Here is a 24,508-nt window from a genome sequence, read left to right as displayed (position 1 = left end):
CGTGCGTTTTATCGATCTTCGCCCAGATACTGCACCAGCGCCCGCGCCGCGGTTTGCGACAGAGCGGTGATGCGGTCGCGGTCGGTGTCGTCGCCATATTCCACCGTCACGCCCGGCGCGGCGTAGGTGTCCGCAAACCAGGTCTTGGAGGTGGGCATGCCGACATTGTGGCTGGGGCCGCGATCAAAGGCGGGCGTCTCGCTGCCCCATTCCTCTTCGATCAGGGCGATCCAGTCCTCGCTGAATGCGAACGGCGTCAGCTCGGCCGCGTCCGGCGGGGTGTAGAGCACATCGCGCCGCGTGGCATGAAAATCCAGAAGCAGATAGGGCGCATGCCCGTCCGTGATCTGAGCCTGGATCGCAGCGAAGGCGGCGGCGGTTTCCGGCTGGGTGAACGGGCCCCAGTCCCGGTTCAGATCCAGCCCGCCCGTATTGTGCCGCCAATGACCGTTCTCGACGCCATCGGGATTGAGGTCGGGGATGATCAGCCATTGATAACCGTCGAGCACGGACGGATTGGCCTCAGCTCCGAACAGCGCGTCCAGAAACACGCGCAGACCCAGAACGCCCGGCACTTCAGGCGGATGCTGGCCGCCCAGAATGATGATCAGGGGCGCGCCGGGCGAAGCCGCAGGACGTGACAGCGCCTCGATGGGGCGGCCTTGTCGGCTCTCACCGATCACGCGGCGGGTCATCCCGGTCCGATCCGCGAAGGCGGCGCGCCACATCGCCCGCGCTTCAAGAGAGATCACTTCCTGCGCGCCGATCCGGGTTGCGCCGGGGGCGATGTCCAGTGTGAGCGTGGCGTGTTGGCGGTCTTCGGACACCATGACGGCGTCTTCTGGCAGGGCGACCCAATGCCCGTCTTCGATCTCGATGCGCGGCTGATAGCGATGGCGGTATTGCGGATATTCGAGCGCGACCTGCGCTTCGCCTGCCCGCTCGGCGTGAAGATCGAACGCGTACCACGGGCTGGGATTGATGTCGGGGTCTTCAGGGATGACGACCAGCTCAAAAGCGGCGTCCCCCGTGCGCTCACACGCATAATCAGGCGCGGTGGAGAAGTCCTGGGTCAGGCGAACGGCGCCGGTCTCACAGCTGGCGCGCTGGGCGTCAGAGAGCGTGTCCGGGGTGGCGCAACCCGCCGCGGTCAGGGCCGCGCCGAGCATCAGGAGGCGGAGCAGGGGCTTGGGGGTCATGGGGTCTCCGTTCGGACCGGATCGGTCTCTCTGGCGGCGCGGGCCTGGGCGATCACTTCATCCACCAGTTCAGCATCAAGGCCGAGATAGGTGCGTGGGTTCAGCAGCTCATCAAGCTCACCTGGCTGAAACAGGGCCGACAATTCAGGGTCGCTTTCAATGGCCTCGCGCAGGCTGGCGCCGGTCCCTGTTGAGGCGGTCGCCAGATCCCGTAATCGGTGTTCGGCGCCGTCACGGCCCAGATCGTCCTGCACGGCGAAGACGATGCGCTGGGTCAGAATCCAGCCCCGGCTCAGTTCGAGGTTTTCCGCCATGCGCGCCTCATTGATCCGCAAGCGCGAGATCAGACGGCTGGCGTCGCCCAGCATGTCTTCCGTGGCGAGCGCGATGTCAGCGACGGCCCTGTTGGGGCGTGAGGTGTTGTCGCGTTCAAAGACATTGATCATGTCGTCTTGCACGATCTCGGCGAGGCGCGGAATGGACCGGCCCTGCTGGATCAGCGCTTCAGACAGGGATGGGTTCACCTTGTGCGGCATGGTGGACGAACCCACGGCGCCGCCGGGGCGCTCTTCCACCAGTGCGCCGATATCGGTCATCTGAAGCAGGAACACCTCCTGCCCGAGCCGCGCCCAGCTGTGGGCCATCATGGACTGGACGAGAGCGAACTCTGCGAACACGTCCCGGCTGGCGTGCCAGTCATCGGGATAGGGGGCGGGCAGGCCCAGTTCAGACGCCAGGCGCGCCTCGACACGCTGGCCTTCGGGGCCGAGCCCCAGATAGCTGCCCACCGCGCCTTTCATGATGATGGAGCGCTCGATCCGGTCGAGCAGGTCGCTCAGCCGGTCGATATGGCGCCGGTTCTCGCCGATATAGCCGCTGATCTTCTTGCCAAAGGTGATCGGCAATGCGTGCTGGCCGAGCGTGCGCCCGATCATCGGCGTGGTCTTGTACTGATCGGCCAGCTCGATGAGCTGCAGCTCGATGACGCGCAAATCCTCGATCAGGGCGAAGACCGCCTCGCGCATCTGCAGCATGGCGGCGCTGTCATAGAGGTCTACGGTGGTCGCGCCGTAATGCAGATAGTTCGCGCTGTCTTCATCCAGCGACCGGCGCAGCACGTTCAACAGCGCCACCATGCGATGGCGCACGATGTCGTATTCGGCGTCGATTGCGTCCTGGGGAATGTTCTCGGGAATGGCGGCGGCGGTGATGGCGTCTGCAGCGCTTTGGGGAATGACGCCTTCCGCCGCCTGGGCGCGCGCCAGCGCGGCTTCCAGACGCAAGACCTGAGCGTTCAGGGCTGCGGTTGAAAAGACCGCTTCGATCTCGCGATTGGGTGAAAGCACCGGGCTTTGCGGGACGAAGCTCGGGGCGGCCGCCTCATGCTGGCGCTCTGCGAGGGTCGCGCTGAGGTCAGTCTCGGGCGCAGGATTGGTGTTCGCCTCCGGCTCGGAGCAGGCGGCCAGCACGATAAACATGAAAAGGAGACTTCGAGCTTTCATGGGCGCGCCGCCAGACCGTACAGCAGGACATGCAGGAAATCATTGGTCGCCGAGAGGGGGCTTTGGCTCATGCGCCAGTCATTCATGGTGCTGGAAGCGGCGAGGGTGAAGCCGCTATTGATGAACATCACGCCCGTCAGAAGGGATTCCACGATCGAGGCGTCGTGCGGGCGCGCCTCGCCTGCGCTGACGGCGGCGTCATAGGTGTCGCCCAGGCGGCGGGTGATGTTGCGCAAGCGGGCCTGATGGCGGTTGCGCCGCGCCGCGGGCAGGGCGGCCATCAACTCCAGCCGGATGATCGGCGACATGCCGGTGGCCTGCATGTAGATCAGGTCAAAGACGGCGCGACGGATGAAGGCCAGCCCGTCCGTGCTTTCAGCGGCGGCGTCCAGCGTGGTCTCCACCGCTTGCAGGGAGTGCTCCAGACACTGGTCCAGAAAACTCTCCTTGTCCGGAATATGATAATAGAACGCCCCGCGCGTGACCCCCAGCGAGCCTGCGACCTCGGCGAGGGAGACGCCTTCAACGCCATACAGATTGAAAAAGCGGATGCCGGCCTTGAGGAAGGCTTCCCGCTTCATGCGGTTGCGGGCCTTGCGGTCGAAAATCTGCGGCAGCTCGCCTGAAGAGACGAAATGCGGCGTGATCTCATTGAAAACCGGCCCCTCCGCCGTCAGTCCTTGCAGCAGGATGTCGTGCAAGGCGTCGGCGGAGCTGGAGAATTGCGCGCCGCTCTCTTCGCCCGCGCGCACGGTCAGCCAGTCCAGCAGACCGAACAGGCAATAGGTGACCGGTTCGGCCCGGCGGGCGGTCAGATCAGACTGGCTCAGCCAGTCGCTCGTCATGGCGTTGACGCGGTTGACCGCCTCTCCCAGCCGCGAGGTGATCCGCGCTTGGACCTCCTCAGACAGGGTGTCGAGCTCCTGAAGGCGCGCCGGGAAGGGGCGTTGATCTGCAATGGCGTCAGACAATTGCTCGGCATAGGCCTGAAATAGCGCCAGCACTTTCAGACCGGGCGCGTCATTGGCCGCTTCGGCGCGTTTCACCGCCTCCAGCAAGAAGTCGACCGAGGAGAGGAAGACCGCTTCGGCGAGCTCCTCCTTGGACGCGTAATAGTATGAAATGCTGGTCTTTGTGAGGCCGAGATCGGCGGTGATGTCTTCGAGTCGCGCTCCCAGAACCCCGTGTGCATTAAAGCGGCGCGACGCGGCGGAGCGGATGGCGGCTGTCTTGCGATCGCGTTCCTGGCTGCGAGAGAAAGCAGAGCTGTGATCGGGGAAGTCAGGTCTGAGTACAGTCATCGTCGAGGTCCCCCCTCAAAATTCCAGTCCGCTACGGCTGGTCATAGTAGCTTTGGCGCCACGGCTGACAATTTACAGCGGGCAGTCCGTACGGAATTTGAACCGAGTGTATAATTTTCATTGACAGTGTCCAGAACCATTGCTCTCGTCGGGAAAACAAAAACGCATGGGAGGGACACATGACTTTCAAAACGATTCTCCGTTCCGGAATCGCTTTCGGCGCGCTTGGCGCTCTGGCGCTGGGCGAAGCCGCACTCGCACAAGCTGTCGAGACGACGCAGCAAGAGACAGCTGAACGGCCCGCCACGGCGGATGTGATCATCGTCACCGGCACCAATATCCAGGGCGCTCGCGTCAACGAAGCCCTGCCGGTCACCATTCTCACACAGGAAGATCTTGCGAGCATTGGCGGCGTGGACGGTGAAGACCTGATCCGCTCCTTGCCGGCCCAGGGCGGCGTTGCGTTCCGCACCGACAACAACACCACAAACAACAATGCGCGCGGCGATGTGGCCTCGATCAACCTGCGCTCCATCGGATCGAGCGGCACGCTGGTGCTGCTGAACGGGCGTCGCGTCGTCAACCACCCCTCCACCCAGGCGGAGCTGTCGACGCCGGTGACCACCACCAACGTCAACTCGCTGCCGGTCGCCGGGATTTCCCGCGTCGAAGTGCTCAATGACGGCGCGTCCGCGATTTACGGCACAGACGCCGTCGCCGGCGTGTTCAACACCATCCTTGATGATGATTTCGTGGGTTTTTACGCGCGCGGCCGGCACCTTTACGCCACCGGCAATGGTCTGAATGAGCAGACCGTGACGATCCGGGGCGGGCAGGATTTCAATGAGGGCCGCACCAACGCCTCGCTGGCGGTGCAGTATTCGCGCCGTGAGGGGCTGATGGCCTCCGAGATCGAAGTCGCCGCAAGTGAGGACCGTCGCCCTTTCCTTGAAGGGACCAGCTTTGAAGGCGATGTCTCTTTTGACAACCGCGCCACTCAATCTCCCTGGGGGCAGTGGACGCTGAACACCACGTCCGCCACGCGGGTTCGTCAGAACGGCAATATCCTGACCAATTCGTCAGGACGCTTCCACTTCCAGCCGGACAGCTTTCCGGGGTGCCGGGCGGATGTCCTGTCCACGCCTGGACTGTGTATTGATGACAGCACGCAGGATCGGGATCTGAGGTTTGACGGCGCTTATGAGCGCTCGATCATCTCTGACCGGGATCGCTTCAACGCCTTCGGCTTCTTCAACCACGCCATGGACAATGGCGTGGAGTTGTATGGCGAGCTGGGCGTGTATTACGCCGAGACGCGGTCCACGAACGAGCCGCGCAACGGCATTTCCGCAACAGGCATCTCGGTGCCGGCGAGCTATTACTACAACCCGTTCGGTCCGGTCACGTTCTCGGATGGTTCGGTCAATCCCAACCGCCTGCCGGGCCTGTCCAATGTGCCGGTTGAAGGCCTGCCGGTCTTTACGGATGCGGGTCGCTATCGCTTCGTGGATGTGGGTTTCCGCGACATTGAAGTCGTCAACACCCAGTACCGCATTCTGGGCGGCGCCCGTGGCGAGTTCGGCGATTCCGGTTGGGACTGGGATAGCGCAGCGCTCTATAACCGTGGCTATGCGCGGGACACCGCGAACAATTCCATCTCGCGCACCTTGTTCCAGCAAGAGCTCTTCAAGGAAGGGCCGGACGTCTACAATCTGTTCAATGGCGGTGATCCCAACAATCCCTCCATCGGTGACGCCACGCCGAACCCGCGCAATCTCATCGAGCCTTTCCTGATTGATGTCGAGCGTGAGAGCACGTCGGAATTGGCGCTGATCGATTTCAAGGTCAGCAATGGTGATGTCTTCCAGCTGCCGGGCGGACCGATCGGTCTCGCCGCCGGTGTTGAAGCGCGTTACGAAGCCTATGATGAAAACCGCGATGACCGTCTGGACGGCACCATCACCTTCACTGACATGGTGACGGGCGAGGTCAGCCAGAGCGACGTTTACGGCACCAGCCCGACGCCGGATTCCAGCGGTTCGCGTTCCGTGTATGGCGTGTTCGCCGAGGCGTCCGTGCCGATCGTCAGCCCGGACATGAACATTCCGCTCGTCGAAACCTTCGACGTTCAGCTTGCGGCGCGTTACGAGGACTATTCTGATTTTGGCGGAAGCGGCGTGAAACCGCGTGTGGCGGCGGCCTGGATCCCGTTTGCCGGGCTGAAGCTGCGCGGCGCGTATTCGGAGGGCTTCCGGGCGCCGAACCTGATCGTGGTCAACGAAGGCGTGGACCGTTCAAACTCCCGCCGTGACGGCTATGCCTGTGAAGCGGGCGTGCGCAATGGCACGTTCGCCACGTTCGCCGATTGTACGGGCTTCACGGAAGGCCGCACCGAACGTCGGTCCGTGGCGGACGATATTGGTCCGGAAGACGACACCAACATCACCTACGGATTCGTCTTCGAACCGAGTGGTCTGCAAGGGCCTTTGAGCTTCCTGAATAATCTGACGGTCACCGTCGATCGCTGGGAGATCGAACGCACGGATGTGGTCGGCGTGTTCGGCGCAGCCAACCATATCAGTCTGGATTACCTGCTGCGCCTGCAGGGGTCGTCGAACCCGAATGTGGTGCGGGCCGATCCCAACCAGGACGATATTGATTTCTACAATGCGGCGGGTCTGACCCCTGCCGGTGAAATCCTGTTCGTTCGCGACACCTACGACAATAACGAGGATATCGACGTCGAAGGCACCGATTACGGTGTCTACTATTCGCTGGATGACACGCCGATCGGCGATTTCGACTTCAAGGTGAACGCGTCCTATCTCGACACCTACTTCATCGCCCTGTCGCCAGGCGCGCAACAAATCGCTGACGCGGTTGAGAGCGGCTTGATCTCTGACGAGATCACCGTGTCCCAGGAAGGCGACATCATCTTGCAGAACGGTCAGCCGGAATGGCGGGTCTCAGGCTCTGTCACCTGGCGCCATCGCAGTGGCTGGGGCGCAGGCGCCCGGGCAAACTACACCAGCGAGTTCATCGACACCGGCGCCGGGCTTGATCCCAATGGCGATCCGTTCTTCGTCGACGCCTGGACCCAGACCAACGCCTATGTCCAGTATGACATTGACGCAGAGGGCCTTCTGGACGGCATGCGGATCCGCGTCGGCGCGAACAACATCTTTGATGAAGATCCGCCCCTGGCTGATGAAACCAACGGATATGACGCCGCGTATCACAGCATTCGCGGACGTCAGGTCTATTTCGACGTTCGCAAGCGCTTCTAGGCAGAGGCAGGCCGGGCGCCGTCCAGACGACGGCGCCCGGACGCTCTCATGATGCGATTTCTCATCTCTCTGATCGTCCTTCTGACGACGTCGTTCAGCCTCGCGCGCGCCGAGGACTGGCAGGCTGGCCAGTTCGTTTTTTCGGACTGGGCGGGACCGCCGCTCCGCGTCTTCTATCTGGAGCCGCCGACCGGGCTCTTGCCCGACGCGCCGGTGGTGATGGTCATGCATGGCGTGAACCGCAACGCCGATGACTATCGCGACAATTGGCGGGAGCTGGCGCAACAGTATGGGCTACGGGTCTATGCGCCAGAGTTCTCCGCGGCGGATTTCCCCGGCGCCGCTCTGTATAATCTGGGCGGCGTGGGGCGGGACGGGCCATCGGCCTACGCGGCGCTTGAGCCTTTGTTCAGCGCCATCGCCCGGCGCGGCGGTGAAGCTTCCGGATATTATCTGTTCGGGCATTCCGCCGGTGCGCAGTTCGTCCACCGGGCGCTGTTGTTTGAAGACCTGCCGCATCTGATCACGGCCTATAGCGCCAATGCGGGTTGGTACACGCTGCCGGACGCCAGCCGGGCCTGGCCTTACGGGACGGGCGGCACATCGGTGAGCGAGGACGATATCGGTCGCTGGGTGGGCATGCCGCTGACCATTTTGCTGGGCGAGAGAGATGTCGACCCCCGTCACCAGCATCTGCGCCATACGCCCGAGGCTGAGGCGCAAGGCCCGCATCGCTATGCGCGCGGCGTTTATTTCGCCAACGCCGCCCGCGCCCGAGCGGACGCGCTGGGCGTGACCTATGGCTGGCGCGTAGGCAGCGTGCCCGGAGTGGCGCATGACAACGCCGGCATGGCGGAGGCCGCGGCGTGGATGATCGCGGCGGAGATACGCGAGCAGGCGGGAGACGTTGAATGATGATCGCGCGCCCCGCCATCGCAGCCCTACGCCTATTCAGATGACCGAACTCGTGATGCGGCGACCCTCAGACAGCGGCGTGTCTGCGAGCGGGATCTATGTCGCGCGCCTCTGAAACGACAAAACCTCAAGACAGGCGAACGCAATGATCGCACAAGAAACTTCCGGCCCGGCTCTTTATCAGCGCGTAGGTCTTGTTCTGGGGCCGATCGCCGCCCTGATCACGGCTTTGACCTTTTCGCCTGAAGGTTTGCCGCAACAGGCCACAATCGTCGCCGCCATCGGCGTTCTGATGGCCATCTGGTGGGCGACCGAAGCCATTCCGGTGGCCATCACCGCCTTCTTGCCGCTGGTCGCGCTGCCGATACTGGGCGTTGTGTCCACGCGTGAGATCGCGGCGCCGTATGCGCACCCCATCATCTATCTCTTCTTTGGCGGGTTCGTGGTGGCGTTGGCGATCGAGCGGTGCGGCTTGCACCGGCGCATTGCTTTGGGCGTGTTCGCCATCGCCGGCGCCGACGCACGGGCTCTGGTCGCCGGTTTCATGGGCGCAGCGGCGTTTGTGAGCATGTGGATCTCCAACACCTCGACGACGCTGATGCTGCTGCCCATCGCGGTTTCGGTCTTCACGGTGATCAACGAGACCATGCCGACACTCGCGCCGCGCCAGCGTGAGAATTTTGGCGTCTCCTTGCTGCTGGGCCTGGCCTATGGCGCCACGCTGGGCGGGGTCGCCACTTTGGTGGGCACGCCGCCGAACGCCTTCATGGTCGGGTTCATGGCGGACAATTACGATGTCCAGATCGACTTTGCGCGCTGGATGATGGTCGGCGTGCCGGTCTCGCTGGTGATGCTGCCGCTGGCCTGGCTGGTGCTGACACGCTTCATCTATCCGATCAATTTCAAGGCCTCGGACGAAGCCGTCCAGCATATCCGCGCCATGCGCGAAGGGCTCGGCGCCATGAGCAAGGCGGAGGTGCGCACTGCGCTTCTGTTCGGGTTTCTGGTGTTCGGCTGGCTGTCGCGCAGTTGGCTGAGCAGCCTGCCTTTCCTGGGTGAGCTGACGGACACCGGCGTCGCGATGACGGCCGCGGTCGCCGCCTTCCTGATCCCCTCGGGGAAGAAAGGCCAGGCGTTGATGACCTGGGACGCCATGTCCAGACTGCCCTGGGGCGTCTTGGCGCTGTTCGGCGGCGGGCTGGCGCTCGCGACCGCCGTCACCAGCTCAGGCCTGGCCTTGTGGATGGGGCAACAGCTGGTCGGCGTCGGGACCATCAACGCCATCCTGCTCGTGGTGACGGCGACGGCGTTGGTGATCTTCATCACCGAATTGACCAGTAATCTCGCGACCACGGCGACCTTCCTGCCGGTGATCGCGGCCATCGGGGTCGAGACCGGTCAGGACCCGCTGATCTATGTCATCCCTGTCACGCTGGCGGCCAGTTGCGCCTTCATGCTGCCGGTGGCCACGCCGCCCAACGCCGTGGTGTTCAGCTCAGGGCTTGTAGCCATTCCGGCCATGGCCCGGGTGGGGCTGGTGCTGAACATCATCGCTGTCGCGGTGTTGAGCGTGGTCGCCTTGCTGCTGGCGCCCGCCGTGTTTCCAACCTGATCGCATAGAACAAAGCCCGCCGGAGACCGGCGGGCTTTTAGTCGTCTCAGGGCTTGAGCGTTAAGCGGCTTTCTTGAGCGCTTTTTTCGCTTTTTTCAGCTTGGTTTCCTGATTTTCGATCTTCGCCTTGCGGGTTTTGATCTCTTTTTTCAGCTCTTTGACTTTTTTCGACGCCATGTCGGGTCTCCTTGATGAGTGAGGCGCGTCTTTTGAGGTCATGCGCTCTCTTCAGATGTGTGGCGGGCGATGAAGCCCCTGATGAAGAGGCGCAATTCCCGGGCGGCGCTGGTATCCAGATCATCGCACAGCTGAACGAATTGATCGCGCTGGTCCTTGTTCAGGCGAATGACAAGCTGGCTGTCTTTTTTCTTCTTCGCCTTTTTGTCGTCAGCCATGGACCGGATCCAATCTCGCATCTGCTATGCAACGGCTATGCAATGTATATACGTTTTGAGGAAAGTCCAGTGTTTAAGACGGTTTTATGACGTTGCCCGCGAGGCGCCCTGGCGCGCTCATGCTGCACCGCACAGCGGCTTTTCATTGCACCGCGCGCTGTGACGGTTACACCGCCCCCATGCTTACGATCTCAAATCTCGATTACCGTATCGGCGCCCGCTCGCTGTTTGAAAACGCCTCGGCGCAAATCTCCAGCGGCTGGAAGGTCGGTCTGGTGGGCCGCAACGGCACGGGCAAGTCCACCTTGCTCAAGCTGATCCGAGAGGAGATCGATCAGCCGTCGCCGGATGCTGCGATCCGCCTGATCAAGGGCGCGCGCATGGGCTGGGTGGCGCAGGAGGTCGCGGCGTCTGACGACACCATCCTCGACGTGGTGCTGGCCACCGACGAAGAACGTCACGCCCTGATGCAGGAAGCGGAAACCGCGACCGACCCCGACCGCATTGGCGAGATCCATATGCGGCTGGCGGATATCGACGCCTGGTCAGCGGAATCGCGCGCCGCGGAAGTCCTGATGGGGCTGGGGTTCAGCGATGCGGACCTCTACCGGTCGACGAAAGAGTTTTCAGGCGGCTGGCGCATGCGCGCCGCCATCGCCGGGGTGTTGTTCTCAGAGCCTGACCTGTTGCTGCTCGATGAGCCGACCAACTATCTCGATCTGGAAGGCGCGGCCTGGCTTGAAAGCTATCTGAAGAAATACCCCCACACCGTGCTGATCGTCAGCCACGACCGCGAAATGCTGAACCGGTGCGTCACCCATACGATGGCGCTGGAGCATCAACAGCTTTCGGTGTCGCCGGGCGGCTATGACGCCTGGCTGAAACTGCGTGCGGCGAAGACCGCGCTGTTGGAAAGCCAGCGCGCCAAGCAAGAGGCTGACCGCGCGCACCTTCAGTCTTTCATCGACCGGTTCGGCGCCAAGGCCTCCAAGGCCAGCCAGGCGCAATCACGGGTCAAGCGACTGGAAAAGATGCAAGAGATCAGCATTCCGATCGCCGAACGCACCACGCCCTTCTCCTTCCCCAGCTCGGCCGACAAATTGTCTCCGCCCTTGCTGCAATTGCGCGACGCAAAAGTGGGCTATGGTGAAGAGGCGGTAATCCTTCGGGGTGTGGATCTGCGGCTGGATCCCGAAGACCGCATCGCCATTGTCGGCGCCAATGGCCAGGGCAAGACGACTTTGGTGAAATCCATCGCCGAACGCTTGCCGCTTCTGGCGGGTGATCGCACGGCGCCGCGCGCCTTGCGCATCGGTTATTTCTCGCAAGACCAGATGGATGAGTTAAGGCCGGGCGAGACGGTGCTGCAGCACGTGCAGGACGCCTTGCCTGCGGGCTCGCCTGAATCAAAGCAGCGCGCCGCCGCGGCTGCGATGGGCTTCGCCCATGAAAAGGTCGGCACGAATATCGAGAAGCTGTCAGGCGGCGAGAAAGTGCGTCTGCTGCTGGGCCTGATGGCGATGGAAAAACCCCATGTGCTGATCCTCGACGAGCCGACCTCGCACCTGGATATCGACAGCCGGGAAGCGCTGATCTACGCGCTCAACGATTATAAGGGCGCCGTCATCCTGATCACCCACGATGTCTATCTCGCCGAAGGCACCGCCGATCAGCTCTGGCTGGTGAATGACGGCAAGGCGTCGCGCTATGACGGCGATCTCAATGATTACCGCAAGCTGATCCTGCAGGCGGACCGCGGCACGATCAAACTCTAGGCGCGGCGTCGCGCGCGGCTTTGATCCTGGCGTGCTTGCTGGCCCGGCCCGACACGCGTTTACGCCAGAGCCGGAAGCTTGAGGGCTTTAACGACCGCCGCATGATCGCGATGACCTGAGGCTCGCTAAGCCCTGTGTCTTTTTCGATCGCCTCAAAGCTCACATCGTCCGCCCAGGCCAGGGCGATGATTTCGCTGATCTCTTCGGGCGCCATGGCTCACTCGTCCTGTTCGCGTCAGAGACACTGAGCTAGGGCGGGCGTCGAGCCTGACGAGGGGTGAAGCGCGCCTCAGTCTTGAGCGGCTGCCGAGACGAACAGATCGTGCTTGGCCATGATCCGGGCGAAGCGCTCCGAAGCCAGATGCCCCGCCAGCCAGGCTTGCAGGTTTGGCCAGCTCTGAGCGTCAAACCAGTCCCGATCCGTGTTGGCGAACTGGCGAATGAACGGGAAAATCGCGATATCAGCCAGACAAGGCGCATCACCGCACAGCTGTGAGGATGTGCTCAAGCGTGCTTCAAGCGCGTCGATGATTTGAGATGCGGCGGCGCGATGGTCGTCGGAGACCGCGCCCTCATAGCGATTGGCGTATTTGTAGCGATCAAGATGATGCTTGAAGTCGCCGTCATTGCGCGCGATCAGAGCCTGGATGTCTGACCGTAGCTCGGCGTCGTCCGGCCACCAGTTTTCGGGATCGTTTTGAGCTAGAGCCCAGTGCATCACATCGAGGCTTTCCTCGATCACCTGGCCGTCCGGCAGTACCACCACCGGCACTGTGCCCTTGGGCGACGCCTCAAGCATTTCAGCGGGTTTGTCTTTCAGCAGGATTTCGCGGTGCTCGACTGCGATCTGCGCGGCGTCCAGCGCCATCCGCCCGCGCATGGCGTAGGGGCAGCGCCGGAAGGAGTACAGGACGGGCAGGGCTTCAGTCATTGTCCGCGTCAGCATCCAGTATGGCGCCCACATGGCGTTCGCCGCGTTCGGCGGCGCGCGCTTCCTGGCGCTGACGCTCGGCATAGCGCTGGCGCTGTTCTTCGCTGCGGGCCTCATGGCAATGCGGGCAGCTGACGCCGGCGACGAAGTGCGGGGATTTGAGATCTTCCGGTCCCAGCGGTTCGCGGCAGGCGTGGCAGGTGGTGTAATCGCCCAGCTCCAGCCCGTGACGCACGGCGACCCGGCGGTCAAAGACGAAGCAATCGCCTTCCCACAGGCTCTCTTCCTCGGGCACGGTTTCGAGATATTTCAGAATGCCGCCCTTGAGGTGATAGACCTCGTCCAGCCCTTCGGTCAGGGCGAAGGCGGTGGATTTCTCGCAGCGTATGCCGCCTGTGCAATACATGGCGATCCGCGCATTGGGGCGGGTCTCGCGAAACTTTCTGAACCAGTCGGGAAACTCGCGAAAGCTCGTGGTTTCGGGGTTCACCGCGCCCTTGAACTGGCCGATGCGCACTTCGTAATCATTGCGCGTGTCGATGGTGACCACGTCCGGCGCCGAAATCAGCTCATTCCAGTCTTCCGGCGCCACATAGGATCCGACGGCTTTCTGAGGGTCCACGCCGGGCACGCCCAGCGTCACGATTTCCTTTTTCAGCCGCACCTTCATGCGCAGGAAGGGCTGTTCGTCGGCGAAGGAATCCTTGTGTTCGATATCTGCGCAGCCAGGCAGGGACCGGATCACGTTCAGAACAGCCTCGATGGCGTCTGATGATCCGGCGATGGTGCCGTTGATCCCCTCGCTGGCGATCAGCAAGGTGCCGTAGACATCGTGCTCGCGGCAGGCGGTCAGAAGCCGGTCCTGCAGCGCCTTGTCGGCGACGAGCGGTGTGAATTTATAAAGTGCGGCGACGCGAAACTGGGTCATGACGCCCTTATGCCAAAACCGGCGCGCCAAAAACACCATCAGATCGCAGGCCGGGGCGCGGTGAAACGCCCCGGCCCTTGCGGCCTAGTTCAGCCCTAGCCGATCCCCGCTATCGCAATGGAAACACCCATCCGCCCCGATCGGGCTGCCCGGCGGGATGTCCGTGCTCGGGATCGACAGGGTGCGGCCCTCGTCAATCGCTTGAAGTCCGGCTTCGATTTGCGCTCTCAGAGCGACGGCCTGACTGTCGCTGACGTGTGTGCGGCGACCGGAGACTTCCGTCAGCAGGTCCGTGAGCGCTGACCGCGCCAGCCTGGCGGCGCTGGGCGTCGAGCCGCCGGCCACGCGCAGGAGCTGACTGACATACTCGTCCTGCAGCGCCGCGCGCAGCGGCGCCAGACGCGCCGCCTCGTCACGTGGCGCGTCAAACAGGACGCCCTCGACCCGCGCCAGAACCGCCTGAGGGCTCAAGGCGTCGCGGTTGCGGGCGGCCTGTTCCTCCAGACGCGCCAGCCGGGCCGGAGCCAGCATGGCGGACAGACTGATCCGGCCCGCCGCGGCGGCGGCGTTGGCGCGGCTGAAAGCGGGATACTGGTCGGTCTCAAACTGTTCGCGCTGGGCGATGGCGTCGTAATCTGAAAAGGGCGAGGGGGTGAGAAGCCGCAGCGTCGCGTCTGCAATGTCGAGCCTTGAAGGCTCCAGCGTCCGCGCCAGGGCGTCGAGCGCCCGCCGCTGCTGGGCCGGGTCGTAATCGGTGACGCCGGACACGTCCGGGCCATTGACCTCATAGGCGAACATCACGCCGCCCAGCGCCTTGGCCGCGGCCTCCACCTGATAGCGGTGATAGAGATAGATCGGTGGGAACACATTGCGGATCTCGCTCAGCGGCAAGCCCTGGGCCAGCACATCGGTCCCGAAGCGGTTCAGCGCTGCGGCGCGCACCACCAGCGTGTCATTCAGCGCGTCCACCGGGTCTGATCCGTTATCCCACAGATTGGCCAGCGGGTGGCCGGAGCTGTTGCCGCGGGAATGACGGTCGGAAATGTACAGAAGGCCGTCTTCGCGGGCTTGCTGCAGGATCGCTTCCAGCCCGGCGGCTTCTGCGGCTTCGTCCGGATACTGGCTGTAGAGCCAGGAGATCGAGGCGATATCCCATTCGCCGATCCCCACATCATACGCCTGTGACGCGTCAAAGCCCGTGGCCTCGTCAAACCGGATCAGCGGCGCGGGGTAATCCATCACCGAGGCGCGATCATTGGTGCTGGCGGCGAAATTGTGCATCAGCCCCAAAGTATGGCCGATCTCGTGGGCGGAGAGCTGGCGCACGCGCGCCAGCGCCAGCTCCAGCGGATCATCCGCCGCGCCGGTCCCGGTCTGCTCCACGCCCATCAGGCCCTCAAAGATAAGCCGGTCATGGCGCACGCGCTGGCTGCCCAGGATCACATGGCCTTTCAGGATTTCGCCGGTGCGCGGATCGGTGACGGATGCGCCATAAGACCAGCCGCGGGTCTGACGATGCACCCATTGGATGACATTGTAGCGCGCATCTAGCGGATGCACGCCCTCTGGCAAAAGCTCCACGCGATAGGCGTCTTCAAAGCCGGCGGCCTCAAACGCCTCCGCCCACCAGTTCCCGCCCTCGATCAGGGCTTGCTGGATCAGCTCGGGCGCGCCGCGGTCCACGTAATAGACGATGGGCTCGACCACCGGGCCGGACGCGGCGTCCGGATCAATCCGTTCCAGCCGGTGCCGGCGGGCATAGCCGCGCTGCAAGGGCTCATCGAGCGGCGTCGCCATGTCATAGCGTGTCAGTTCGAACGCGCCGCTGCGTGGATCCGAAGCGCGGGATTCATAGCCGTCTTCTGGCAGCGCGATGAAGGAGTGATGCACGGTCAGGGTCACAGCTTGCGCATAGGGCGCGGTGGCGCGCACTTCCGCGCCGGGCTCGGACGCGCTGAGGGTCAGAAGCGTGTCGATCTCGATGTTTTCAGGAAAGCTCAGAACGCTGTCCGCCAGCGGGGCGCTGCGGTCGGCGTCGACCGAGAACGACCCTTGGCCAGCATTGTCCAGGGCGCCGACCGCGTTGATCGGATCGCGCTTGAGAAAGCCGGACAGGTCGATCAGCACTTCGCCGTCCGCGCTTTCAGACAGGATGTCGGTGCGCCAGATGACGGACCGGGCGAAGGATTGCGCCGTGGCGGCGCTTTCATCCGCGCCCGCGCCCAGGGCGGCGTAGCGCGTGTTTTCAAACTCGGCGAAGACCGCATCGCCCACCCGGCTGAAGCGCAGGATCCAGGTGTCGGTCCCCAGGCCCCGGTCAAGCCCCACAGGATTTGATCCCAGCCCCGAGGTCAGGCGCGCCGTGTAGATCATCCGGCCCAGCACGCCGTCCTCAGCCGGGGAGAGCGCAGCCAGCACCCGGCCCTTGGCGGGGTCGGGATAGAGCGTGATCAGCCCGTCCTGACGGCTCAGCCCTTCGACGGTTTCTGTAAAGCTGGCTTCGTCCTGAGCCAGCGCTTGTGCGCCGGACACGGCCAGACACAGCGCCAGGGCGCCGGTGATCGCTCGCAACATGGTCAGTCTCCCCTTGGCGCGTTTCGCGCTCTTGGGAGGAGGCTAGCCAGACCAGGCGGGTTTGAACAGGGCCTGCAATCCAGAGGTCTGGGATTATGACGCTTCAGCGACCGGGCGGTTTTTGCGTTGAGCGCCGCGCGCTGGCATGGCCTTCTTGTTCGGGAGATTTTGAAAGAGGGGGCGTTGATGCTCAGCCTTGTTGTGTCGCTCATCCTGTCTGTCAGTCATCCTTCGCTGGAATGCCCGGCGGGTGTTGATCTGGACGCCGAAGCGGGGCGCGCCTTTGATGCTTTGCCGATCACCGCGCTTCAGACCATCGGCACGCATAACAGTTACAAGCAGGCGATTCCGCCCGCCGAGCTGGCGGCGCTGATGGCGCAGAACCCCGATGTGGTGGGGCTCGATTACGCGCATCCACCGCTCGCAGACCAATTGGACGCCGGGATGCGCAATCTCGAGATCGACATTGTCTATGACCCTGAGGGCGGGCGCTTCGCCACTCCGATGATGCCCGCAATGATGGCCGGTCAGCCCGGCGCGGCGCCCTATGAAGCGACAGACATGGACGCGCCGGGCTTCAAGGTGCTCCATATTGCCGATATCGATGTGCGTTCAAGCTGTTCGACGCTGGTCGCCTGTATGAACGAAATTCGCGACTGGTCGCTGGCCCATCCGGCCCACGCGCCGATCATGGTGATGTTTAACGCCAAGACCGGCGGGATCGATGCGCCGGGGGCGGTCGAGACGCTTGATTTCGACCGCGAAGCCTTTGCGGCGCTCGACGCCGAATTCGCAAGCGTGTTCGCGCCAGACCATCTCATCATTCCAGACGCGGTGCGCGGCGATCACGCCAGCTTGCGCGACGGCGTTCTGGCGGGCGGTTGGCCAAGCCTGGGCGACGCGCGAGGCCGGATCATGCTGGTGCTCGATGAGCGCGGGGAGAAAGCAGAGGCTTATCGCGGTGACGCGTCATCCCTGGAAGGGCGGTTGATGTTCACCCTGTCAGAAAGCGTGGAGGCGGATCATGCGGCGGTCTTCATCCTCAATGATCCGGTCGCGGACGCCCAGATGATCGGGCATGCGGTGAACGCGGGCTTTCTGGTGCGCACGCGCGCCGACGCCAACACGGTGGAAGCGCGGTCGGGGGATGTCAGTCGCCGGGACGCGGCGATTGAGTCCGGCGCGCACTGGGTCAGCACCGATTACCCGCAGCCGCGCACCGAGTGGAGCGGGTATCAGGTGGGCCTGCCTGGCGGTCTGGCGGTGCGCTGCAACCCGGTGACGACCTCGCCGGCAGCACAATAAGAAACGGGCGGCCGCGATGCGGCCGCCCGTTCGTCGTCCGGTAAGGGCGGGGGGAGACCCTTACGCTGCAAGGGAAGGGGGAAGCCCTTACAGCTCGGACGCTGCGGTGTGCTCGATTTGGGTCCAGTTGGTTTCGGCGCGCGCCAGCGTGCCCGCTTCGTCATTGAGGAAGTTGCGCAGGATTTCCTCGTTCACGAAGACATAGAGCTGGCCGTCGCGCACGGCGGAGAAGCGCGGATCACCGTCCAGTTTCTTGCCAAGCGCCACGCCGAGCGCGCAGAAGCCGCCATAGGCCGGGATGTAAGCTTCGGGGCTGCGGCGGAAGGTGCGCAGATTGGCGCGCGTGCTGAAGTAATAGGCGACGCCTTCATGCACGTGGGCGAACTCGGCGCTGCCATCAAGGCGGATGCCGGTCTCGATCAGCGCGACCGGATCAGAGCCGTGCAGGCCCAGCGGGGCGCCGGCCAGGGTGTAACCGGACGTGACGTTGTTTTCGTCTTCGGCCAGGGCGATCGGGGCGGTGGTGGCGACCAGCGCAAGGCCGATCAGAGTGGTGGAAATCAGGGTTTTCATGGTCTCTCTCCGAGTTGGCGCGCTGGAGGTCAGCGAGCGGAAGTGAAGGCGCAGCGCCTTCGGTCAGCTCGGGTAAAAGAGACAAAACTGAACCTGGTTTGTAGACGGAATTGTCCTTAATGGGTTTTACGGTCGGGGAAGTCCCGTATGCGGTCAGGCGTTTGCGGTTTGCGCCTGATCAAGCTGGTTGAGATACTCAAACAGCTTGGCGACCGCGGCGGGCGCGGACTGGCGCATGCCCTGCAACAGCGCGACCTTTTCACTGTCTTCAGGGTCGATATCGCTGACGAGTTTGCTGAAACCGTCCAGCCGGTTGGCTCTCAGCCAGGCGCGCAGCTCGGGAATCTGGCTCCAGTTGTACTGGTTCATCATGAACGCGACGGTGAAGCGGATGAAATCGGTGTCGTGATTGGGCAGCGGCACCACCCCGCACAGCCGGTTTTGCTCGGCTTCATCCGTATAAGCGGCCTCGATATGGGCGATGAAAGCGGCGCTGAACACGGGCTGATAGGAGCGCACCATCTGCAGCACGATCTTCTCGCCCTGAAAGACTGGCGCGATGGCGTCATTGCTGACCGCGCGGGCCGAGCAATCGATCAGCACATGATCGGGGCTGATGGCGATCTCGCCGCCGTCCAGCACGATTGTATCTGCGCTGATGGTCTTCACGCGGCCTTTGCGGATGATGGTTTTGATCGACTGCAACGCCTCCAGCTCCATGCGCGAGACGGTCGCCCCGTGAAACATGGAAGGCCGGACATCGGGGTCGATCCGCAGGAAATACCCCGCCGCTTCCAGCCGGTCGAACATGTCTTCAATGCTGGTGGAGTTGGCGATGGCGTCGAACTGGCGCGCCTGCGCGCCGATGGTGTCAAAGAAGAATTCAGGATCGGTCTGGGTGTTGCGCCGGTCCAGCAACCAGCCGTCGCGCGGCATGATCCACTGGATGAGATTGGGGTCGACTCGCTGTTTCAGCAGCCAGAGACAGGAATCGATCGCGGTCTTGCCCGCTCCGATGATCACATAGCCCTTGGGCGTACGGTCGATCTTGGGCAAGTCATTGGGCGGCATGAACCAGGCGTCTGGCGAGACTTCAAAGCTTGGCGTGTGGGTCGAAGGGACGCTGGTTTTCAGATGCGTGGCGTCCACGGTCTTGCGCCGGACCGTCACCTCGAACACCTCCCCGGTCAGGATGTGCTCAAATCGCCCGTCGCCGAACCAGCGGCACATCGGGAAGAACCGCACCCGGCCCGAGGGCAGGAAAGTATGGTCCATCACCTGCTCGTAATAGGCCAGCACTTCGTTTCCGCTGGCGAGATCGCCCATCCCCTTGTTCAGCCCCACCTGATCGCGCTGCCCGCGGCTGAGCTCCTTGGAAGACACGCCGTAAAAGCTCGACGGCTGGTGAAGCGTCACGAACGGATAGGCGTGGTTCCAGTGTCCGCCCGGCTTGGCGTTCTGGTCGACGATGATCAGCTCGGCGTCGGTTTCAGTCAGGATGGTGTCGGTGAAGGCCAGGCCCATGGCGCCGCCGCCAATGACCAGATAATCAGTCTCAAGTGATGTGATCGCCATGAGTCGCCTCCCCGCGACGGCTCGCCCTTTTGTCTTTGCATGCGGGTTGAGCCTGATCATAACAGTGTTATAGGAGTGTCAGGGCCAATCCCCGACCCGTCAAGGCTCAAACCATGTCTGATGCGAAAACCAAGATCATGCAGGCGGCGTCGAAGCTGTTTTTGCAAGCGGGCTCAAAAGCGTTGAGCGTGCGCGCGATCGCGCGCGAGGCCGGGGTCTCGACCATCGGGATTTACAGCCATTTTGACGGCAAGCAGGGCATTCTGGACGCGCTGTATATTGAAGGGTTCGAACAGGTCGAAGCCACAACCGCCTTGCCTGAGGGGGCGATGGAGCGTGACGCCGCGATTGAGACCGTGGTGCGCCAGTACCTGCGCAGCGTACAGGCTCATGAAGCGCACTACCGGCTGATCTTCGGTGAGCAAGCGCCCGATTTCACACCGTCAGACGCCGCACGTCAGGCGGCGGGGCGGGCCTTCGCCAGCCTGCTTGGGCGGGCGGCGGATTTCCTCCCCCGCCACAGCGAGGCGGAAACGCGAGACGCTGCGCTTCAGATCTGGGCGCTGATCCATGGCTTTGTCAGCCTGCGCCATCATGTGGCGATGCTCAAACAGGATGACGAGGCGTGGGAGGACCAGGTGGTCCGCGCCGTGATCGTTCACATCAAGGCGCTGGACGAACCTGAATCCTGATCCTCGCATCAGTCGAACGGGAAACTCGTCACGGCGCCGTCTGAGGCGGAATGGACGAGCTTGGCGTATTTGGCGTAGGCGCCATGGCGGTATTTGGGCTCGGGCGGGGTGAAGCCCTTGGCCATGCGCGCCTTGAGATCGGCTTTCACGTCAATGCGGCGGTTCTCGATGTCGATGGTGATGACGTCGCCGGTTTCAATAAAGGCGATCGGCCCGCCATGGGCGGCTTCCGGCGCCACATGACCGACCATGAAGCCATAGGTCGCGCCCGAAAAGCGGCCATCGGTCATCAAAGCCACATCATCGCCGAGGCCTGCGCCCTGAATGGCGGCGGTGACCGCCAGCATTTCGCGCATGCCCGGCCCGCCGGCGGGACCTTCATTGCGGATGACGACGATGTCGCCCTTCTCGATCTCGCCTGCATTGACGGCGGCGAAGCAATCCTCCTCGCAGTCATAGACCTTGGCGGGACCTTCAAAGAACAACCGATCATGCCCGGCGAGCTTGGCCACACAGCCATCCGGCGCCAGATCGCCATAGAGCACGCCGAAGCCGCCGCGTGATTTCAGCGGCTTGTCGGCCGACAGGATCACGTCCTGACCCGGAGTTTCTGTGGCGAGCCCGGCTTCTTCAAACAGGGACTTGCCGGTGACGGTGGGCGCATCCTCGATCAGCTTCGCGGCCTGCAAGCGTTGCAGCAAAAGGCGCGCCCCGCCAGCCGCCGCCATGTCCGGCGCCATATAGCGACCGCCGGGCTTGAGGTCGGCGATCACAGGCGTTTTGCGGCTGACCGCGTCAAACACGTCGATATCAAACTGGTCCTGACTGATCCCGGCCTCGCGCGCGATGGCCAGAAGGTGCAGCACGGCGTTGGTTGAGCCCGCAGTGGCGGTGACGGCGGCGGCGGCGTTCTTCAGGCTTGTCGGCGTGATGATGTCGCGCGGACGACGGTTCGCTCTGAGCGCATCCACGACGGCTTCGCCCGCTTTGCGCGCGGCGTCGGGTTTGTCGGGATGGACGGCGGGAATGTCATTGAGCCCCATGGGCGACAGGCCCAGCGCCGACAACGCCAGCGCCATGGTGTTGGCGGTGAACTGGCCCCCGCAGGCGCCCGCGCCGGGGCAGGCGGCTTTCTCGACTTCAACCAGCTCGTCTTCGCTGATCTTGCCCGCGGCGCACGCGCCCACGGCCTCGAACACGTCCTGAATGGTGACCGCCTTGTCGTGCAGCTTTCCGGGCATGATCGAGCCGCCATACAGCACGACGCTGGGCAGGTTCATCCGCGCCGCCGCCATGGCCGCGCCAGGCAGGGTCTTGTCGCAGCCGACCAGAAACAGGACCGCATCCAGAGAATGACCGCGCACCGCCAGCTCGGCGGAATCCGCCACGCAATCGCGGCTCATCAGGCTGGCGCGCATGCCTTCGGTGCCCATGGAGATGCCGTCAGTGACGACAATGGTGTTGAAATCCACCGCCGTGCCGCCCGCCGCTTCAATGCCGGCGCGGGCATGATCGGCCAGGCCCTGCAGGTGCATGTTGCACGGGGTGACGCTGGTCCAGGTGTTGACGATGGCGATCATGGGCTTGGCCATGCGTTCATCATCATAGCCGGCGGCGCGCAGCATGGCGCGAGCCGGAGCGCGGGCGGGCCCCTGGATCAGTGTGTGCGAGGGGCGTTTGTTATCGGTCATGTCAGATCAGGCCGTTTCGTTCAGGGCGTTCAGATGATGGCGTAAAGCGTCGAGGTCCGCGCCGCAGGGCTCTGAGCGTGTGGGACGGTCCAGCACGTCTGCGAGGGCTTCAGAGGGTTCAAGGGTCTGTCCGATCAGGGGCTCGACCACATCGGCGAACTTGTAGGGGTGGGCGGTCGCCGCGATCACCCAGGGCCGCGCATGCAGGTCAAACTCACGCATGCGCGACAGGGCTTCGGCGGCGGTCGCCGAATGGGGACACCAGACATAGCCCGAGCGCTCAAAATCGGTCTTGATCCGCGCGCGGATGGCCCGGTCCTCCACCAGCTCGACGCTCAGGCGCGCCGCGTCGTCGGGCAGGGCGTTCAGGCGCTCGAAATTGCTGGGCGCGCCCACATCCATGGCGTTTGCGAGGGTGGCGATGGAGGCGCGCGGCTCGTACCGGCCCGAGATCGCCCAGTCCGCCAGCGTTCGGTTGGCGTTCGTCGCCAGCACGATCGGCCCCCACGGCGCGCCCATATGGCGGGCCCAGATCGCGGCGACGCCATGGCCGAGATTGCCGGTCGGGATGATCAGGCCGGGTTTGACGCCGTTCTTCTCATACGCCTGCCTTGCCGCCCACGCCATATAGGCCGCCTGGGGCAAGAGCCGGGCGATATTGATGGAATTGGCGCTGGTGAGGTTGTGGCGGCGGCTGAGTTCAGCATCCGCGAAGGCGGCCTTGACCATGCGCTGGCAGGCGTCGAAATCGCCATCGACTTCCAGCGCCGTCACAGGCGCGTTCCAGCAGGTCAGCTGGCGTTCCTGAAAGGCGGAGATACGACCCTTGGCGTACAGGATCACCGCCCGCACGCCCTTGCGGCCTTCCGCGGCGCAGCCCACGGCGCCGCCGGTGTCGCCAGAGGTGGCGGCGAGCACGGTGAAGGGGGCGTTCGGATCGCCCAGCTTGTCCAGACAGCGCAGCAAAAAGCGCGCGCCCACATCCTTGAACGCGCCAGTGGGGCCGTGAAACAGCTCCAATGCGAACACGCCGGGGCGCCCCGGATGCGGGTTCACCAAGGGCACGTCAAAGTCATAGGTCTCTTCGACCAGTTCGGGCAGAACGCTTTCCAGCTGATCGCCCTTGAAGAAGGGCGCAAAAAGCGTGAGCGCGGTTTCTTTCAGGCTGGTGTCGGCATTGAGGCCGCTCAACAGCCCTTGCGGCAGCGTATCGGGGATGAACAAGCCGCCATCGCCCGCCAATCCCACGCGGATGGCTTCGGAAATGGAGCTGGCGCTGGCGCCGTTGCGAGTGGAGATCAGGCGCATGCTTCTTGCTCCTCGAGGGGTTCGAGACGCACGCCGGCGCTCTCGAGCGGGGCGCGATAGACGCGCGTTCCGCGGCCTGCGGTTTTGAAGGCGTTCGCCATCGCCTGCTGGACGGCGTCGGCGTCCTCATCGCTCGCCCAGGCGAAGATGGAGGGGCCGGAGCCCGAGAACGAGCATCCCAGAGCGTTTGCGCTCAAGGCTGCAGCTTTGACGTCGCGCATTTCCGGCAACAGGAAAGCGCGCTGGGGTTCGATCAATATGTCATCCAGTCCCGCCCGGATCAGGTCGAGATCGGAAACCGCGCAGCCCAATGTGAAGGCGCCGAGGCGACGGGCGTGCTCGACCGCCGTGTTCAGCGGCGTTTCGGGCTTGAGCACGTCGCGTGCGGCCTGGGTTTCAGTCTTGGCGTCGGGGTGAAACAAAATGGCGCTGACGCCCTTGGGGACGGGCATCGGTTTGACCAGAGCGGGATCAAGCTGCGCGGCGATCACCAGCCCGCCCAAGAGCGACGCCATGACATTGTCCCACGGGGGCGGGTCGGCGCTGGCGCGCTCGCCTTCCAGGGCGAAAGCCAGCAAGTCCGGCGTTGAAAACGGTTTGTCGAGCAAGGCGTTGACGGCGGCGGCAGCCGCCACGGCGCTGGCGGCGGACCCGCCCATGCCGGCGCTGATCGGCACGCCCTTGATGACGTCCAGACGCACGCCGAAGGGCGCGTTCACAGCCTTGAGCACTGCTTGGGCGGCGCGCAGGGCGGTGTTGCGCATCGGGTCTTCGGGCAGGCGCGTCATCAGGCCCGAGACCTGACCCAGACGCACGCCTGTCATTTCTTCCTTATGGGCGACAACCTCATCACGGACAGCGTCAAACGCCTGTCCCAATACATCAAATCCAACCCCGACATTGCCAATGCTGGCCGGGGCGCTGGCGCGCGCGGATGCAGTCATG

Annotated in this window: 19 protein-coding genes; 6 read left to right on the top strand and 13 right to left on the bottom strand. The window is 63.7% G+C overall.

All coding sequences use genetic code 11. The annotated features are described in order from the left end of the window. Nucleotides 1-8: 8 nt before the first annotated feature. Genes ACTIGF_RS05185 through ACTIGF_RS05175 form a run of 3 tightly spaced genes read right to left on the bottom strand, consistent with a single transcriptional unit; the run spans nucleotide 9 to nucleotide 4,002 of the window. Entirely contained in the window at nucleotides 9-1,199 is a 1,191-nt protein-coding gene (locus tag ACTIGF_RS05185) for a M14 family metallopeptidase (protein WP_439635854.1), read from the bottom strand. Next, entirely contained in the window at nucleotides 1,196-2,677 is a 1,482-nt protein-coding gene (locus ACTIGF_RS05180; RefSeq protein WP_439635853.1) for a lyase family protein, read from the bottom strand. The genes ACTIGF_RS05185 and ACTIGF_RS05180 overlap by 4 nt, the downstream gene beginning before the upstream one ends. A 20-nt stretch (nucleotides 2,678-2,697) precedes the next feature. Next, a complete protein-coding gene (locus ACTIGF_RS05175; RefSeq protein WP_439635852.1) occupies nucleotides 2,698-4,002 on the bottom strand; it encodes a TetR/AcrR family transcriptional regulator in 1,305 nt (434 codons plus the stop codon). 179 nt (nucleotides 4,003-4,181) lie between these two features. On the opposite strand from ACTIGF_RS05175, the gene ACTIGF_RS05170 reads away from it, so the two are divergent. The 3 genes from ACTIGF_RS05170 to ACTIGF_RS05160 all read left to right on the top strand — a co-directional run bounded on the left by ACTIGF_RS05170 (nucleotide 4,182) and on the right by ACTIGF_RS05160 (nucleotide 9,816). After that, complete coding sequence (locus ACTIGF_RS05170) at nucleotides 4,182-7,289, top strand: TonB-dependent receptor domain-containing protein (protein WP_439635851.1); 3,108 nt, start codon at nucleotides 4,182-4,184, stop codon at nucleotides 7,287-7,289. Between the two features lie 48 nt (nucleotides 7,290-7,337). After that, nucleotides 7,338-8,204 (top strand): PHB depolymerase family esterase, encoded by an 867-nt coding sequence (locus ACTIGF_RS05165; protein WP_439635850.1) that lies wholly within the window; start codon nucleotides 7,338-7,340, stop codon nucleotides 8,202-8,204. 145 nt (nucleotides 8,205-8,349) lie between these two features. After that, nucleotides 8,350-9,816, top strand: a complete 1,467-nt coding sequence (locus ACTIGF_RS05160) for an SLC13 family permease (protein ID WP_439635849.1) — start codon at nucleotides 8,350-8,352, stop codon at nucleotides 9,814-9,816. A 215-nt stretch (nucleotides 9,817-10,031) separates the two neighbouring features. Here ACTIGF_RS05160 and ACTIGF_RS05155 read toward each other — a convergent pair whose 3' ends face one another. Continuing rightward, a complete protein-coding gene (locus ACTIGF_RS05155; RefSeq protein WP_439635848.1) occupies nucleotides 10,032-10,211 on the bottom strand; it encodes a hypothetical protein in 180 nt (59 codons plus the stop codon). A gap of 179 nt (nucleotides 10,212-10,390) precedes the next feature. Between ACTIGF_RS05155 and ACTIGF_RS05150 the strand changes: the two genes are divergently transcribed. Next, on the top strand, nucleotides 10,391-11,986 hold the full coding sequence (locus tag ACTIGF_RS05150; protein ID WP_439636649.1) for an ABC-F family ATP-binding cassette domain-containing protein: 1,596 nt from the start codon (nucleotides 10,391-10,393) through the stop codon (nucleotides 11,984-11,986). On the opposite strand, the gene ACTIGF_RS05145 is transcribed toward ACTIGF_RS05150, so the two are convergent. The 4 genes from ACTIGF_RS05145 to ACTIGF_RS05130 all read right to left on the bottom strand — a co-directional run bounded on the left by ACTIGF_RS05145 (nucleotide 11,976) and on the right by ACTIGF_RS05130 (nucleotide 16,419). Continuing rightward, nucleotides 11,976-12,200, bottom strand: a complete 225-nt coding sequence (locus tag ACTIGF_RS05145) for a TIGR03643 family protein (protein ID WP_439635847.1) — start codon at nucleotides 12,198-12,200, stop codon at nucleotides 11,976-11,978. The genes ACTIGF_RS05150 and ACTIGF_RS05145 overlap by 11 nt on opposite strands. Before the next feature lie 75 nt (nucleotides 12,201-12,275). Further along, the gene (locus tag ACTIGF_RS05140; protein WP_439635846.1) at nucleotides 12,276-12,917 is read right to left on the bottom strand and encodes a glutathione S-transferase; all 642 of its coding nucleotides are present in this window, start codon (nucleotides 12,915-12,917) and stop codon (nucleotides 12,276-12,278) included. Further along, nucleotides 12,910-13,845: an oxygen-dependent tRNA uridine(34) hydroxylase TrhO gene (gene trhO / locus ACTIGF_RS05135; RefSeq protein ID WP_439635845.1), complete on the bottom strand. Its 936-nt coding sequence runs from the start codon at nucleotides 13,843-13,845 to the stop codon at nucleotides 12,910-12,912. The genes ACTIGF_RS05140 and trhO overlap by 8 nt, the downstream gene beginning before the upstream one ends. 84 nt (nucleotides 13,846-13,929) lie before the next feature. Then, a complete protein-coding gene (locus ACTIGF_RS05130) occupies nucleotides 13,930-16,419 on the bottom strand; it encodes a zinc-dependent metalloprotease (protein ID WP_439635844.1) in 2,490 nt (829 codons plus the stop codon). 186 nt (nucleotides 16,420-16,605) lie between these two features. Between ACTIGF_RS05130 and ACTIGF_RS05125 the strand changes: the two genes are divergently transcribed. Beyond that, nucleotides 16,606-17,724, top strand: coding sequence for a phosphatidylinositol-specific phospholipase C1-like protein (locus ACTIGF_RS05125; RefSeq protein WP_439635843.1), 1,119 nt, complete (start codon nucleotides 16,606-16,608; stop codon nucleotides 17,722-17,724). Between the two features lie 87 nt (nucleotides 17,725-17,811). On the opposite strand, the gene ACTIGF_RS05120 is transcribed toward ACTIGF_RS05125, so the two are convergent. Both ACTIGF_RS05120 and ACTIGF_RS05115 read right to left on the bottom strand, forming a co-directional pair. Then, nucleotides 17,812-18,297 carry a YHS domain-containing (seleno)protein gene (locus ACTIGF_RS05120; protein WP_439635842.1) on the bottom strand — a complete coding sequence of 162 codons (486 nt, stop codon included), beginning with the start codon at nucleotides 18,295-18,297 and terminating at the stop codon, nucleotides 17,812-17,814. A gap of 153 nt (nucleotides 18,298-18,450) precedes the next feature. Continuing rightward, a complete protein-coding gene (locus tag ACTIGF_RS05115) occupies nucleotides 18,451-19,872 on the bottom strand; it encodes an NAD(P)/FAD-dependent oxidoreductase (protein WP_439635841.1) in 1,422 nt (473 codons plus the stop codon). A gap of 113 nt (nucleotides 19,873-19,985) precedes the next feature. Between ACTIGF_RS05115 and ACTIGF_RS05110 the strand changes: the two genes are divergently transcribed. Continuing rightward, on the top strand, nucleotides 19,986-20,564 hold the full coding sequence (locus tag ACTIGF_RS05110; RefSeq protein ID WP_439635840.1) for a TetR/AcrR family transcriptional regulator: 579 nt from the start codon (nucleotides 19,986-19,988) through the stop codon (nucleotides 20,562-20,564). Nucleotides 20,565-20,572: 8 nt separating this feature from the next. Here the strand turns inward: ACTIGF_RS05110 and ilvD are convergent, their stop codons facing one another. The 3 genes from ilvD to ACTIGF_RS05095 are packed head-to-tail and all read right to left on the bottom strand — an operon-like array spanning nucleotide 20,573 to nucleotide 24,507. Next, entirely contained in the window at nucleotides 20,573-22,255 is a 1,683-nt protein-coding gene (gene ilvD, locus ACTIGF_RS05105; protein ID WP_439635839.1) for a dihydroxy-acid dehydratase, read from the bottom strand. 6 nt (nucleotides 22,256-22,261) lie between these two features. Beyond that, the gene (gene thrC, locus ACTIGF_RS05100; protein ID WP_439635838.1) at nucleotides 22,262-23,563 is read right to left on the bottom strand and encodes a threonine synthase; all 1,302 of its coding nucleotides are present in this window, start codon (nucleotides 23,561-23,563) and stop codon (nucleotides 22,262-22,264) included. Continuing rightward, nucleotides 23,554-24,507 (bottom strand): homoserine kinase, encoded by a 954-nt coding sequence (locus ACTIGF_RS05095; RefSeq protein WP_439635837.1) that lies wholly within the window; start codon nucleotides 24,505-24,507, stop codon nucleotides 23,554-23,556. The genes thrC and ACTIGF_RS05095 overlap by 10 nt, the downstream gene beginning before the upstream one ends. Nucleotide 24,508: the final 1 nt, after the last annotated feature.

It is taken from the genome of Oceanicaulis sp. (assembly GCF_051859625.1).
Taxonomy (GTDB): domain Bacteria; phylum Pseudomonadota; class Alphaproteobacteria; order Caulobacterales; family Maricaulaceae; genus Oceanicaulis.
The sequence above is the reverse complement of the archived record's forward strand: the minus strand, read 5'-3'. Positions and strand labels throughout refer to the sequence as shown.